Annotated in this window: 12 protein-coding genes; 10 read left to right on the top strand and 2 right to left on the bottom strand. The window is 72.9% G+C overall.

Going from position 1 to position 13,697, the window contains the following annotated elements; all coding sequences use genetic code 11:
* The first annotated feature begins 98 nt into the window (after positions 1-98).
* From mihF to OG738_RS41520, 6 genes are all read left to right on the top strand, one after another.
* Complete coding sequence (mihF, locus tag OG738_RS41545; protein ID WP_003096398.1) at positions 99-416, top strand: integration host factor, actinobacterial type; 318 nt, start codon at positions 99-101, stop codon at positions 414-416.
* Positions 413-1,081, top strand: a complete 669-nt coding sequence (gene gmk, locus OG738_RS41540) for a guanylate kinase (protein ID WP_329049331.1) — start codon at positions 413-415, stop codon at positions 1,079-1,081. Before mihF ends, gmk begins: the two co-directional genes overlap by 4 nt.
* Entirely contained in the window at positions 1,078-1,347 is a 270-nt protein-coding gene (gene rpoZ, locus OG738_RS41535; protein ID WP_005152353.1) for a DNA-directed RNA polymerase subunit omega, read from the top strand. The genes gmk and rpoZ overlap by 4 nt, the downstream gene beginning before the upstream one ends.
* Positions 1,340-2,560 (top strand): bifunctional phosphopantothenoylcysteine decarboxylase/phosphopantothenate--cysteine ligase CoaBC, encoded by a 1,221-nt coding sequence (gene coaBC / locus OG738_RS41530; protein ID WP_329049329.1) that lies wholly within the window; start codon positions 1,340-1,342, stop codon positions 2,558-2,560. The genes rpoZ and coaBC overlap by 8 nt, the downstream gene beginning before the upstream one ends.
* Positions 2,561-2,653: 93 nt before the next feature.
* On the top strand, positions 2,654-3,856 hold the full coding sequence (gene metK / locus OG738_RS41525) for a methionine adenosyltransferase (protein ID WP_329057012.1): 1,203 nt from the start codon (positions 2,654-2,656) through the stop codon (positions 3,854-3,856).
* Between the two features lie 102 nt (positions 3,857-3,958).
* On the top strand, positions 3,959-6,055 hold the full coding sequence (locus OG738_RS41520) for a primosomal protein N' (RefSeq protein WP_329049328.1): 2,097 nt from the start codon (positions 3,959-3,961) through the stop codon (positions 6,053-6,055).
* A gap of 225 nt (positions 6,056-6,280) precedes the next feature.
* On the opposite strand, the gene OG738_RS41515 is transcribed toward OG738_RS41520, so the two are convergent.
* Entirely contained in the window at positions 6,281-7,627 is a 1,347-nt protein-coding gene (locus tag OG738_RS41515) for a hypothetical protein (RefSeq protein ID WP_329049326.1), read from the bottom strand.
* A gap of 79 nt (positions 7,628-7,706) precedes the next feature.
* Positions 7,707-8,513, bottom strand: a complete 807-nt coding sequence (locus OG738_RS41510) for a lysozyme (protein WP_329049324.1) — start codon at positions 8,511-8,513, stop codon at positions 7,707-7,709.
* 202 nt (positions 8,514-8,715) lie between these two features.
* On the opposite strand from OG738_RS41510, the gene ggt reads away from it, so the two are divergent.
* The 4 genes from ggt to OG738_RS41490 all read left to right on the top strand — a co-directional run bounded on the left by ggt (position 8,716) and on the right by OG738_RS41490 (position 13,673).
* Positions 8,716-10,515 (top strand): gamma-glutamyltransferase, encoded by a 1,800-nt coding sequence (gene ggt / locus OG738_RS41505; protein WP_329049323.1) that lies wholly within the window; start codon positions 8,716-8,718, stop codon positions 10,513-10,515.
* A gap of 316 nt (positions 10,516-10,831) precedes the next feature.
* On the top strand, positions 10,832-11,758 hold the full coding sequence (fmt, locus tag OG738_RS41500; RefSeq protein WP_329049321.1) for a methionyl-tRNA formyltransferase: 927 nt from the start codon (positions 10,832-10,834) through the stop codon (positions 11,756-11,758).
* Positions 11,755-13,179 carry an RsmB/NOP family class I SAM-dependent RNA methyltransferase gene (locus tag OG738_RS41495; RefSeq protein ID WP_329049319.1) on the top strand — a complete coding sequence of 475 codons (1,425 nt, stop codon included), beginning with the start codon at positions 11,755-11,757 and terminating at the stop codon, positions 13,177-13,179. Before fmt ends, OG738_RS41495 begins: the two co-directional genes overlap by 4 nt.
* Positions 13,176-13,673 carry a flavoprotein gene (locus tag OG738_RS41490; RefSeq protein ID WP_329049317.1) on the top strand — a complete coding sequence of 166 codons (498 nt, stop codon included), beginning with the start codon at positions 13,176-13,178 and terminating at the stop codon, positions 13,671-13,673. The genes OG738_RS41495 and OG738_RS41490 overlap by 4 nt, the downstream gene beginning before the upstream one ends.
* Positions 13,674-13,697 lie beyond the last annotated feature (24 nt).

The following is a 13,697-nucleotide window of genomic DNA, read 5'->3' as shown; positions in this document are numbered from 1 at the left end:
GAACCGGGTCCCACCAGGCACCCCCGCATTGTGGCCGGTGCTCACGGGTGGGTACCGTCGCGTCACCCACCCAGATTTGAGAACTACCGGAGGAAAACGTGGCACTTCCCCAGCTGACAGAGGAACAGCGCGCTGCGGCGCTGGAGAAGGCCGCCGCCGCTCGCCGCATCCGTGCTGAGCTGAAGGAGCGGCTGAAGCGGGGCGGTACCACTCTGGTCGACGTGCTGAAGCAGGCCGAGGAGAACGAAGTCCTCGGCAAGATGAAGGTTTCGGCTCTGCTCGAGGCCCTCCCGGGCGTCGGCAAGGTCCGCGCGCAGCAGACCATGGAACGACTGGAGATCGCCCCCAGCCGTCGCCTTCGCGGCCTCGGCGACCGGCAGCGCAAGGCGCTGCTGGCCGAGTTCAGCGGCGAGTGAACGGCGCCGGTCGTGACTACCCGGTGAACCCGGGCGCCGACCGCGGCAGTGAGCCGGTGGCGGGGGACATCCCCCGGCACCGGCTCACCGTCGTATCGGGGCCCTCGGGGGTCGGGAAGTCGAGCGTGGTGGGCGAGCTGCGGAAGCTGGAGCCCGACATCTACTTCAGCGTCTCGGTGACCACGCGGCACCCGCGTCCCGGCGAGATCGACGGGGCGCACTACCACTTCGTCGACCGCGCCGAGTTCGACGCGATGATCGCCGACGGCCGGCTCCTCGAGTGGGCCGAGTTCACCGGCAACCGCTACGGCACCCCGCGCGAGCCCGTCGAGAAGGCCCTCGCCGAAGGCCGCCCGGCCGTGCTGGAGATCGAGCTGCAGGGCGCCCGCCAGGTCCGCGCGGCGATGCCGGAAGCCCGGCTGGTGATGCTGATGCCGCCGTCGTGGGAGGAGCTGGTCGGCCGGCTCACCGGGCGCGGCACCGAGAACGAGGCCGCCGTGCAGGCCCGGCTGGCGGAAGCGGAGCGTGAGCTGGCCGCCGCCGGCGAGTTCGACCACCGCGTCGTCAACGCCGATGTGCGGGACGCCGCCGAGCACTTGCTAAACTTGATTACCGGCGAGCAGTTTGCCGCCGGTAGTCCCACAGATTCGGAGCACCAAGAGTGACGACTCAGGCGACGCTGCACGAAGAGCTCGAGGGCATCACCAACCCGCCGATCGACGACCTGCTCGAGAAGGTCAGCTCGAAGTACGCGCTGGTGATCTACTCGGCCAAGCGTGCCCGCCAGATCAACGACTACTACGCCCAGCTGGGCGAGGGCCTGCTCGAGTACGTCGGCCCGCTCGTCGAGCCGGGCCCGCGCGAGAAGCCGCTCTCGATCGCGCTGCGCGAGATCCACGGCGGCCTGCTCGAGCACACCGAGGGTGAGTAAACCCCGCGTTGTCCTGGGCGTGGGCGGCGGCATCGCCGCCTACAAGGCCTGTGAGGTGCTGCGCGGACTGACCGAGTCCGGTCACGACGTCCGCGTGGTCCCCACCGAAGCCGCGCTGAACTTCGTCGGCGCGGCCACCTTCGAAGCCCTCTCCGGGCACCCGGTGCACACCGGCGTGTTCACCGAGGTGCCCGAGGTCCAGCACGTCCGCGTCGGCAAGGAAGCCGACCTCGTCCTCGTCGTCCCGGCCACGGCGAACCTCCTCGCCAAGGCCGCCCACGGCCTGGCCGACGACCTGCTGACGAACACCCTGCTCACCGCCCGGTGCCCGGTCGCCTTCTTCCCGGCGATGCACACGGAGATGTGGGAGCACCCCGCGACCCGCGCCAACGTGGCCCTGCTGCGCTCGCGCGGCGCGATCGTCACCGAGCCCGACTCCGGCCGGTTGACCGGGGTCGACACCGGCAAGGGCCGCCTGGCGAACCCCGCCGAGATCGTCGACCTCGCCCGGCTGCTGCTGGCCCGCCCGGACGCTCTCCCGCGCGACCTCGAAGGCGTCCGCGTGGTCGTGTCCGCGGGCGGCACCCGCGAGCCGCTCGACCCGGTCCGCTACCTGGGCAACCGCTCGTCCGGCAAGCAGGGCTACGCGCTGGCCCGCGTCGCCGCCCAGCGCGGCGCCGAGGTCACCCTGGTCACCGCGCACACCGTCGCGCTGCCGGACCCGGCGGGCGCGACCGTGGCGCACGTCTCGACGGCGGAGGAGCTGCGGCAGGCGGTGCACGCGGCGGCCGAGTCGGCCGACGTCGTCGTGATGGCCGCCGCCGTCGCCGACTTCCGGCCGGCGAACCGGGCCGACCACAAGATCAAGAAGTCGGACGATCAACCGGACCCCGTCATCACGCTCGACCGCAACGCCGACATCCTCGCGGAACTGGTGCGAAACCGGCGTCCCGGTCAGGTCGTCGTGGGCTTCGCCGCGGAAACCGGCGACGAGCGCGGCGGCGTCCTCGACCACGCCCGCGTGAAGCTCAAGCGCAAGGGCGCCGACCTGCTGGTGGTCAACGCGGTGGGCGACGGCAAGGCGTTCGGCACCGAGGACAATTCGGGCTGGCTGCTCGGCTCGGACGGTACGGAAATCCCCATACCTCTCGGCGCGAAGGCTGAACTGGCGTCCACTCTGTGGGACGCTGTTGTGAGCTTCATGAAGCGTTGACCGCCTCCCGAGCGATAGTCAGTACGCTTGCACAGGTAAGGGGTGCCTAAGTTACGGGGCATCCGACGACAAGGTGAGGAAGTGACGGCCACCGTGACCGCGTCTACCAGCAGATTGTTCACCTCGGAGTCGGTGACCGAAGGGCACCCCGACAAGATTTGCGACGCCATCAGCGACTCGATCCTCGACGGCTTGCTGTCGAAGGACCCTCGCAGCCGCGTCGCGGTCGAGACCCTGATCACCACCGGCCAGGTGCACGTCGCCGGTGAAGTGACGACGGAGGCGTACGCCGACATCCCGACGATCGTCCGCGACGTCATCCTGAAGATCGGCTACGACTCTTCGGCCAAGGGCTTCGACGGCAATTCCTGCGGCGTCAACGTCGCGATCGGGTCGCAGTCGCCCGACATCGCACAGGGCGTCGACACCGCGTACGAGTCGCGGGTCGAGTCCGACGAGGACGAGATCAACCGCCAGGGTGCCGGCGACCAGGGCCTGATGTTCGGCTACGCCTGCTCGGACACCCCCGAGCTGATGCCGCTGCCGATCGCGCTGGCGCACCGGCTGTCGAAGCGGCTGACCGCGGTCCGCAAGGACGGCGTGCTGCCGTACCTGCGCCCGGACGGCAAGACCCAGGTGACCATCGAGTACGCCGGCGACCAGCCGGTCCGCCTCGACACGGTCGTCGTGTCCTCGCAGCACGCCGACGGCATCGACCTCGAGCGGATGCTCAGCGTCGACGTCAAGGAGCACGTGGTCGGCCCCGAGATCGAGAGCCTGGGCATCGACACGTCGAACGCGCGGCTGCTGGTCAACCCGACCGGCCGCTTCGTCATCGGCGGCCCGATGGGCGACGCGGGCCTGACCGGCCGCAAGATCATCGTCGACACCTACGGCGGCATGGCCCGCCACGGTGGCGGCGCGTTCTCCGGCAAGGACCCGTCCAAGGTCGACCGGTCCGCCGCGTACGCGATGCGCTGGGTGGCCAAGAACGTCGTCGCCGCCGGGCTGGCGTCGCGGACCGAGGTGCAGGTCGCGTACGCGATCGGCAAGGCGGCCCCGGTCGGCCTGTTCGTCGAGACGTTCGGGACCGAGACGGTCGACCCGTCGAAGATCCAGCAGGTCATCACCGAGGTCTTCGACCTCCGGCCGGCCGCGATCATCCGCGACCTCGACCTGCTCCGCCCGATCTACGCCCCGACGGCGGCGTACGGCCACTTCGGCCGGCCCGAGCTGGACCTCCCCTGGGAGAGCACTGCCCGCGCCGAGGCCCTGAAGTCCGCGGCCGGCGCCTGACGCGTTTGGCATGAAGGGCACCCTTATGGCCGTTGTCCATGAGGGTGCCCTTCATGGCGTTCGGCGTCGGGGCTGTCGGAGGGGTCTGGTAGAGATCACGGCGTGACTGGTTCCGAGTCCGCCGCCCTCTGGGAGCTCCCGGAGAAGCCGCCTTCGCCGAAGGTGGCGCCGTCGCGCGCCCGGAAGCCGCCGAAGCCGGGCCAGAAGGCCAAGGGTGCCCAGTCACCCGCGCCCGAGCGGCCGGTCGCGCGGATCGTCGTCGACATCCCGCTGGCGCACCTGGACCGCACGTTCGACTACCTCGTGCCGGAGAAGCTGCACGAGACCGCCGTGCCCGGCTGCCGGGTGCGCGTCCGGTTCGCCGGGCAGCTCGTCGACGGCTACCTGATCGAGCGCGGCGAGACCAGCGACTACGGCAGCAAGCTGGCGTTCCTCGACCGCATCATCTCGCCGGAGCCCGTGCTGCCGCCGTCGCTGCACGCGCTTTGCCGCGCGGTCGCCGACCGCTACGGCGGCACGCTGTCCGACGTCCTGCGCCTGGCGATCCCGCCGCGGCACGCGAAGGCCGAGGGCGAGCCCGCGCTGCCGCCCGCGGCCGTTCCAGCCGCGCCGGACACCGAGTCCTGGGCGCGCTACCAGCGTGGCCCGGCGTTCCTGGAGGCCCTCGCCGAGGGGAAGCCCGCGAACGCCGTCTGGCAGGCCCTGCCGGGCGAGGACTGGCCGCGCCGGCTCGCCGAGGCGGCGGGCACGGTGGCCGCGGCCGGCCGCGGCGCGGTGCTGGTGGTGCCCGACCACCGTGACCTGACCCGCGTGCACGAGGCGTGCGCGTCTCTCGTCGGCGAGGACGCCGTCGTGGCGCTGATTGCCGGGCTGGGGCCCGCCGAGCGCTACCGGCGCTGGCTGGCGGTGCTGCGCGGCGCGGTGCGCGTGGTGGTGGGCACGCGCGCGGCGATGTTCGCGCCGGTCCACGACCCTGGCCTGTTCGTCGTCTGGGACGACGGCGACGACCTGCACCTCGACCAGCACGCGCCGTACCCGCACGTGCGGGACGTGCTGATGGACCGTGCGCACGCGGCGAAGGCGTCGCTGCTGGTGGGGGGCTTCGCGCGGACGGCGGAGGCGCAGCTGCTGGTCGAGTCGGGCTGGGCGGCGCCGGTCCTGGCCGACCGCACTGCGCTGCGGGCCGCGGCTCCGCGCGTCACGCCGGTCGGCGAGGACTTCGACGTGGCGCGCGACGAGGCGGCCCGCGTCGCCCGGTTGCCGGCGGTGGCGTTCGAGGCGGCGCGGCAGGCGTTCGCGGCGGGCCTGCCGACACTGGTCCAGGTCCCGCGGCGCGGGTACGTGCCCGGCCTGGCCTGCGGCAACTGCCGAACACCGGCGCACTGCCGGCGCTGCGCGGGGCCGTTGGCGTTGCCGGGCGGCTCGGTGGACGGCCGGCCGAAGCCCCCGGCGTGCCGCTGGTGCGGCGTCCCGGAGACGGCGTTCCGCTGCACGGCGTGCGGCTCGGTGAGGTTGCGCGCGGTGATCGTCGGCGCGAAGAGGACGGCGGAGGAGCTGGGCCGCGCGTTTCCCGGCGTCCCGGTCCGGACTTCGGGCGCGGCGGAGGTGTTGGCTTCGGTGCCCGGCAAGCCGGCGCTCGTGGTCTGCACACCCGGGGCGGAGCCGGTGGCCGAGGGCGGCTACGGCGCGGCGCTTCTCTTGGACGGCTGGGCTTTGCTGGGGCGACAGGATCTGCGCGCGGGCGAGGAGACCTTGCGCCGTTGGATGGCGGCGGCTGCGTTGGTGCGCCCTGCTTCGTCGGGTGGCCGGGTGATCGTCGGGGCGGAGGCGGGGATGCCGGTGGTCCAGGCGCTGGTCCGCTGGGACCCGGCGTGGCACGCGGGTCAGGAGCTGGCGGAGCGTCGCGAACTGGGCTTCCCCCCGGCGATGCGGATGGCGAGCGTCGAGGGCAGCCCGGACGCGGTGGCCGGGTTTCTGTCGGACCTGCCGTTGCCTTCGTCCGGTGAAGTTCTCGGTCCGGTCCCCCTCGGTGAGATCGACGAAGAAGGGAACGCCGCCCGCGAGCGGGCTCTGGTCCGCGTGTCCCGAGGCGAGGGCAAGGCCCTGTCGTCGTCGATCCACGCGGCCGCGGCCCGTCGCGATGCGAAGAAGGCGACGGAACCGATCCGCATCCAGCTCGACCCGCTGGACCTCATCTAGCCAACCGTGTCGACCCCCGATCACGAGTGATGCCCCTTCCGTCACAGGTGATGCCTCTCGGGACACGAGTGATTCCCCTTGCCGCACGGCCGTTCTTGGTACGAAACACCGCACTCGCGTGATCGAAGCCGGAACTCACGTGATGGGGAGGCGAACTCGTGTGTTCACGGGGGTATCTCGTGTGATTGGGCGGGCATCTCGCGTGATTGGGCGGGCATCACGGCGTCAGCCGGGGAGGACCGTGCCCGGCAACGAATCCAGTGCCGCGCGCGGAGAATCCGTGTCCGGCAAGGAGATCGGTGACCCGGGACCGGCGGCCGCGGCGGTGGTCAGGGCGATCGTCTCGGCCGCGATCGCTTGGCGGCGGGACTCGAACGCCGGGTCCGTCAGCGCCGCCGGATCCGCGGGCTGGCCCAGCACCGGCGTGTGCAGGTGACCGCCCGCCACCGACGTCAGGCCCAACCCGAGGCGGACGCGGTTGGCGCGGAACATCGACTCGTTCGACAGGTAGTTCCCGCCGCCGCCCGAAGCCGCGATCTCGCCCGGCGCCGGGGCGTCCGAACGGCACACCGGCGTCCCGGTGCCCGGGTGCGAGGCGTCCGGCCACACGCAGAACGCCTGGTTGAAGTTGACCGGGTAGGCGCCGGTCACCTCGAGCATCCGCGCGTACGGCAAGGTCGTCTCGATGAACTGGACGTCCGGCTGCGGCCAGCCCGCGGCCGGCGGGACCCCGCCCGTCACCGACGCGTTGTTGTTGTCCGGGAAGCCGCCGCGCCAGGCGCCGGCCCAGCGTTCGACGTCGAAGCGGCCCGGACGGCCCTGGCTGATCGTCAGCACCACGTCCGGCCGCCGCGCGCGGTCGCGCAACGCCGTGCCGTACGCCGCTTCCACGATGCCCTGGTCGAAGTAGCCCCACACGACCGGGAAGCTCACCGCCTGCACCACGGCCGGGCCGGACGGCGTGTCGAGCACCCGCCCGTCCAGCTGCAGCGCCGACGCTCCGGCCGGGTTCGAGATGGTCAGCCCCGCGCCGTCGAGCTGGAACGGGTCGAAGCCGCTCACCATCACCCGTCGCGTCTTGCCGAGCGGGAACCGGACGTCGTCGAGGCCGCGCGAACCGCGATCGAACGCCGTGAGCAGCGCATCCCGCCGCGACGGGAACGACGGCGTCCACTGGCGGATCGCGCTGCTGAGCTGCAGCCGTGCCCAGTACAGCGGCCGGTCGTCGAACCGGTCGAGCGTCCCGAGGTCGGGGCGGCGGCCCTGCGCGCGGTCGACGGCCGTCCGCCACAGCCGGTCGCCGGCCTGCGTGACGACGCGCTCGGCCCGCTGGGGAGTGCGCGCCGCGCAGAGGTCGTGCTTCACCTCGGCGACGAACGGGTCGAGGCCCGCCAGCCGGACCAGCTCGGGTCCGACCGCGGGCCCGCCGGCCGGCAGGGAAGCGGTCAGCCGCTGTTCCTCGACGGTCAGCGGCGCGGCCGGGTCAAAGCAGCCGGGCGCGGCCGTGGCCACGGCGGGGAACGCGAAGAGCGGGACGGCGGCGAGCAGGGGGAGCAGGGCGGTCAGGCGCACGGGTTTCCCTCCACGGCGTGGGTGACGCGGTCGAGTCTTCCGCCGACCGCGCCACCCGCGTAACCCGCGGAAGTCGGGATCAGCCCGTCGCGAGGACCTTCAGGCGCGAGATGTCCGCACTGAACGAGTCCTGGTCGATCGGCGAGGAGCTGTACTGCCAGAACGTGTAGAAGCCCCAGTTGTACGGCAGCGTCCCCGCCGACGACGCGTACCGCGCCACCCACAGCGGGTTCGTCGAGCTGAAGTCGCCCGTGTTGCCGGTGCACTGGCTCCACCAGCTCGTCGCCGTGTAGATCACCGGCCAGCGGGTCGTCTTCGCGTGGTACTCGTCGCTGAACGCCTTGATCCACGCCACCATCTGGGCAGGCGTCTTGCCGTAGCAGGCGTTGTCCGGGCCCCACTCGATGTCGAGCGTGCCCGGGAGCGTCTTGCCGTCCTTCGACCAGCCGCCGCCGTGGGCGACGAAGTAGTCGGCCTGGGCCGCGCCGCTCGAGGTGTCCGGGCGGCCGTAGTGGTACGCGCCGCGGATCATGCCGACGTTGTACGAGCCCGTGTACTGCTGGCTGAAGTACGCGTTCTGGTACCCGGTGCCCTCGGTCGCCTTGACGTAGGCGAACTTCTTGCCCGCGCTCCAGTACGACGCCCAGTTGACGTTGCCCTGGTAGGAGCTGACGTCGATGCCGGGGACGCTCGCGTCCACCGACGCCGGCAGGAGACCCGCCGGGCCCACCCCGTCGTGGGCGCGGATCGCCGCGCCCATCTCGTGGTTGTCCGACGCGTCCTGGTCCGGTGACGCCGAGGCGCCGGTGGCGGTCACGACCAGCAGGGAGGTCGAAACGGCCACAGCGGCGCCGAGCAGGCGGCGCCATCTCCGTGGTGCAGTCATCTTCGGTGGTTCCTTTCGGTTGCCCTCGCGATGCGCGGTGTGCAGGCCGCGCCGCATGATTGTGTTACAGCGGGTACCACAACGTCACTGCTCCATGTGAAGCAATTTCAAAGTCTGGGGAAATCCGTAAAATGTTGACGAAGGGGGTGACGCGCCCTTTGGTGTCTTGAAGGTGCCTGGCCCGAGGGGCAGACTCGCCCGCATGCCGTCGCACAGATGCCGCCGAGTCCTCGTCATCGCCGCCACCGCCGCACTGGCCACCACCGTCGCGGCCGGACCCGCCACGGCCGCCACCCCCACGCCGAAGTCCCCGGTCGCCGTCGGGTTCGGGGGCGCGGTCGCCAGCATCGACGCCGACGCCACCGCGATCGGCACGAAGGTCCTGCGCGACGGCGGGAACGCCGTCGACGCGGCCGTCGCGGTCGCCGCCGCGCTCGGCGTCACCGACCCGTTCTCCGCCGGCGTCGGCGGAGGCGGGTTCCTCGTCTACTACGACGCGAAGACCCACCGCGTCCACACGCTCGACGGCCGGGAGACCGCGCCGAAGTCCGCCGACGCGAACCTCTTCGTCGAAAACGGCCAGCCGCTGGCGTTCGCCGACGCTGTCACGAGCGGGCTCAGCGTCGGCGTGCCCGGCACGCCCGCGACGTGGTCCGAGGCGCTGCGCAAGTGGGGGACGCGCTCACTGGCGAAGTCGCTGAAGCCCGCGGAAGACTTGGCGCGCAAGGGATTCGTCGTCGACTCGACGTTCCAGACGCAGGTCGCGAACAACGCCGCGCGGTTCGCGGCGTTCCCCTCGACGCGGTCGCTGTACCTGCCGGGCGGCGCACCGCCGTCGCCCGGGACCGTCTTCCGGAACCCCGACCTCGCGGACACCTACGCGCAGCTCGAGCGCAACGGCGTCGACGCCCTCTACAAGGGCCCGATCGGCGCGGACATCGCGAAGACCGTCCAGCAGCCGCCGAAGGATCCGGCCTCGACGCTGAACGTGCGCCCCGGCAAGCTGACCGCCGCGGACATCGCCGCCTACCGCGCCATCGAGCGCACCCCGACCCACGCGACCTACGAGGGCCTCGACGTCTACGGCATGCCGGCGCCGTCTTCGGGTGGGCTCACGGTCGGCGAAGCGCTCAACATCCTCGAGAACTTCGACCTGAAGCACGCGAGCAAGGCCGACTACCTGCAGTACTTCCTGGAGTCGACGCGGTTCGCGTTCGCCGACCGCAACCGCTGGATCGGCGACCCGGCCGTGATTGACGTCCCGGCCAAGGAACTGCTGAGCCAGCGCTTCGCCGACACCCGGGCGTGCCTGATCTCGAAGGACAAGGCCGCGACCAGCCCGGTCGCCCCGGCCGACCCGCGGCACCCGACGCCGTGCGCGGCGGGCACCACGGGCGCGCCGACGCCGTACGAGGGGGAGAACACCACGCACCTGACGGTCGCCGACAAGTGGGGCAACGTCGTCGCCTACACGCTGACCATCGAGCAGGAGGGTGGCAGCGGCATGGTCGTGCCGGGCCGCGGGTTCCTGCTCAACAACGAGCTCACCGACTTCTCCTTCACGCCGGTGACGCCGGGCGTGCCCGACCCGAACCTGCCCGGCCCGGGCAAGCGGCCGCGCTCGTCGATGGCGCCGACGATCGTGCTGAAGGACGGCCGCCCGTTCTTCGCGACCGGCTCGCCGGGTGGCGCGTCGATCATCACGACGGTCCTGCAGGTGATCCTCGGCCGCCTCGACCGCGGGCTGTCGCTGGAGGACGCGATCGCGGCACCGCGGGCGTCGCAGCGGAACTCGGCGCAGGCCCAGGTGGAGCAGCAGTTCCTGGACCAGCCGGAGACGGCGGTGCTGAAGGCGAGAGGTCAGGGCTTCTCGACGGCCCCGGCGGAGATCGGCGCGGCGACGGGCGTGGAGCGCCTGCGCGACGGCCGCTGGCTGGCGGCGGCGGAACCGGTCCGGCGCGGGTCCGGCGCGGCCCAGGTGGTGTGGCCCGCGCGCTGGTAGCACGGAGGCCCTGAGCCGGCGGGAGACCGCCGGCTCAGGCTTCGAGCGCCCTGCGGATGCACTGCGTCTTCGGCACGAATTCGGCCTTCTCGAACACCCCGGAGACCCCAACGCAGCCCCCACCCTCTCCGGGGGCGTCCCCAGTCCAGCGTATCGGTGGTCGCCGACGGAAGGCCGGGAAAGGCCCGTCGCGGGAGCTGGGTGTCCACATCACGGCGAGGGTGTGGACAACCACGGCGCGCCCTGCTGGAGCGGGCCTTCTAGACTCAGGCCCGATGTTCCAGCCACCTGAACCCTCCCCATCGGGGGTGAGCCGATGAAGCTCGTCTTCGCCGGCACCCCCGACCCGGCCGTCCCCGCGCTGCGCGCCCTGCTCGACTCCGGCCGGCACGAGGTCGCCGCCGTCGTCACCCGGCCCGATGCCCAGGCCGGGCGCGGCCGCCGCGTCGTCCGCTCGCCGGTCGGCGCCCTCGCCGACGAGCACGGCATCGAGGTCCTGACGCCCGCGCGCGCCGGCGACCCGGCCTTCCTCGCCCGCCTGGCCGAGCTGGCGCCGGACGCCTGCCCGGTCGTCGCCTACGGTGCGTTGCTGCCGCAGGCGGCCCTCGACATCCCGCGCCTCGGCTGGGTGAACCTGCACTTCTCGCTGCTGCCCGCGTGGCGCGGCGCGGCGCCGGTGCAGGCCGCGATCCGCGCCGGCGACGAGATCACCGGCGCGTCGACCTTCCGGATCGTCAAGGAGCTGGACGCGGGCCCGGTCTACGGCGTCGTCACCGAGACGATCGGCGCGACCGACACGGCGGGCGGTCTGCTCGGGCGGCTCGCGGAGTCCGGCGCCAAGCTGCTGCTGTCCACCATGGACGGTCTGGCCGACGGCAGCCTGGTCGCGCGCGAGCAGCCCGCCGAGGGCATCAGCTACGCGCCGAAGGTGACCGTCGAGGACGCTCGGGTGTCCTTCGCCGATCCGGCCTCGGCGGTCGACCGGCAGATCCGGTCGGTCACCCCGGAGCCGGGCGCGTGGGCGGAGTTCCGCGGCGAGCGGATCAAGCTCGGCCCGGTCACGGTGCTCGACGAGCCCGGCCCGCCGCCGGGGGAGATCGTGGTCGAACGCAAGCGGGTGCTGGTCGGGACGGCGACGAAGCCGTTGCGGCTCGGCGAGGTCCAGGCACCCGGCAAGAAACGGATGGCGGCCACCGACTGGGCGCGCGGTACGAGGATCGACCAGGGAGAGCGCCTCCGGTGAACGACCACAGGGAACGACGTCCGTCACGGCCGCAACGAGGCCGCCCGGCCCCGCGCAAGGAAGGCCCGCGCCGCCCGCCGGAGGTGGACCCGGCCCGGCAGGCCGCGTTCGACGTCCTCGCGGCCGTGCGGACGAAGGACGCCTACGCCAACCTCGTCCTGCCGGACCTGCTGCGTGAGCGGCGGATCACCGGCCGGGACGCGGCGCTGGCCACTGAACTCGCGTACGGCGCTTCGCGGGCGCAGGGCCTGCTCGACGCCGTCATCGCCGCCTGCGCCGAGCGTCCGCTCTCGCAGACCGACCCGGCCGTGCTCGACGCGCTGCGCCTCGGCGCCTACCAGCTGCTGCGCACGCGGATCCCGGAGCACGCCGCCGTGACGTCCACTGTGGACCTCGTCCGCGCGGAAGCCGGTTCGTGGGCCACGGGTTTCGCGAACGCGATCATGCGCAAGGTGTCCGAAAAGGACGAGACCGCGTGGCTGGACGAGCTGGCGCCGGACGAGGGCGCCGACCCGATCGGCGCCTACGCGCTGCGCACCGCGCACCCGCGCTGGATCGCCCGCTCGTTCGCCGAAGCGCTGGGGGACAAGGGCGCGGGACTGAAAGCGGCGTTGGAGGCCGACGACGTCCGGCCCGAAGTGCACCTGGTCGCCCGGCCCGGCGAGATCAGCGCCGACGAGCTGGCCGCGATCACCGGCGGCGACCCGGCGCCGTACTCGCCCTACGGCGTCCGGCTGCCCGCCGGCGCCGGTGACCCGGCCGACGCCGAGCCGGTGCGCGAGCGGCTGGCCGCGGTGCAGGACGAAGGCAGCCAGCTGTGCGCGATCGCCGCGACGAAGGTGCCCCTCCAGGGCTCCGACGAGCGCTGGCTCGACCTCTGCGCCGGCCCCGGCGGCAAGGCCGCGCTGCTCGGCGCGCTGGCGGCGATGAGCGGGGCGAGGGTGGACGCCGTCGAGAAGGCGCCGCACCGCGCGAAGCTCGTCGAGAAGGCCACGGGCGGCCTGCCGGTGAAGGTGCATGTCGCCGACGGCCGTGAAAGCGGTCTCGAGCCGGGCTACGACCGGATCCTGGTGGACGCGCCGTGCAGCGGGCTCGGCGCGCTGCGGCGGCGGCCGGAGGCGCGCTGGCGCCGCAAGCCGTCGGACGTCGCGGACCTGACCAAGCTGCAGGGCGAGCTGATCACCGCGGCCTACGCGCTGCTGCGGCCGGGCGGCGCGCTCACCTACGTCGTCTGCTCGCCGCACCTCGCCGAGACCGAGGGCGTGATCGGGGAGACGGCGCGGCGGCTCAAGGCCGAGGTGCTGGACGCGCGCGAGCTGTTCCCGGGCGTGCCGGAGCTGGGCGACGGGCCGTACGTGCAGCTCTGGCCGCACCGCCACGGCACGGACGCGATGTTCTGCGCCGTGCTGCGCAAGCCGTGAGAGATCTCGGCCTGATCGCGAGCTCGTGCGGCGGGCTGGACACCCGGTTCGCCGCCGAGCTGGTGAACCCCGCCGCGGTCCGCGGCTGGCGGCCGGCGATCACGCTGACGCCGACCGCGATGCGCTGGCTGGCGTCCACCGGCGGCCTCGACGACGTCGCCGCGGGCACCGACCTGCCGGTCCGCGGTGTCTCGCGGCTGCCGGGGGAGCCGCGGCCGCACCCGGACCCGGAGGTGTTCCTCTTCGCCCCGGCGTCGGCCAACTCGGTCGCGAAGCTGGCGCTGGGCATCGCGGACAACCAGGCGCTGACCGTGCTCGGTGACGTCCTCGGCGCGCCCGGGATCACGATCGTGGTGGCGTACCAGATCCAGGACACCCGGGTGCACCACCCGGCGTGGCAGCGCCACCTCGACACCCTCGCGGGCGCCGGCGTGACGCTGCACCGCCTCGACATCCGGCGGCCGTGGACCGAGGTGCTGGACCTGCTCCACTGAGCGGGCCGGGCCGGGCCGGGCCGC

This window comes from Amycolatopsis sp. NBC_01488 (genome assembly GCF_036227105.1).
Lineage (GTDB): Bacteria > Actinomycetota > Actinomycetes > Mycobacteriales > Pseudonocardiaceae > Amycolatopsis.
The sequence above is the reverse complement of the archived record's forward strand: the minus strand, read 5'-3'. Positions and strand labels throughout refer to the sequence as shown.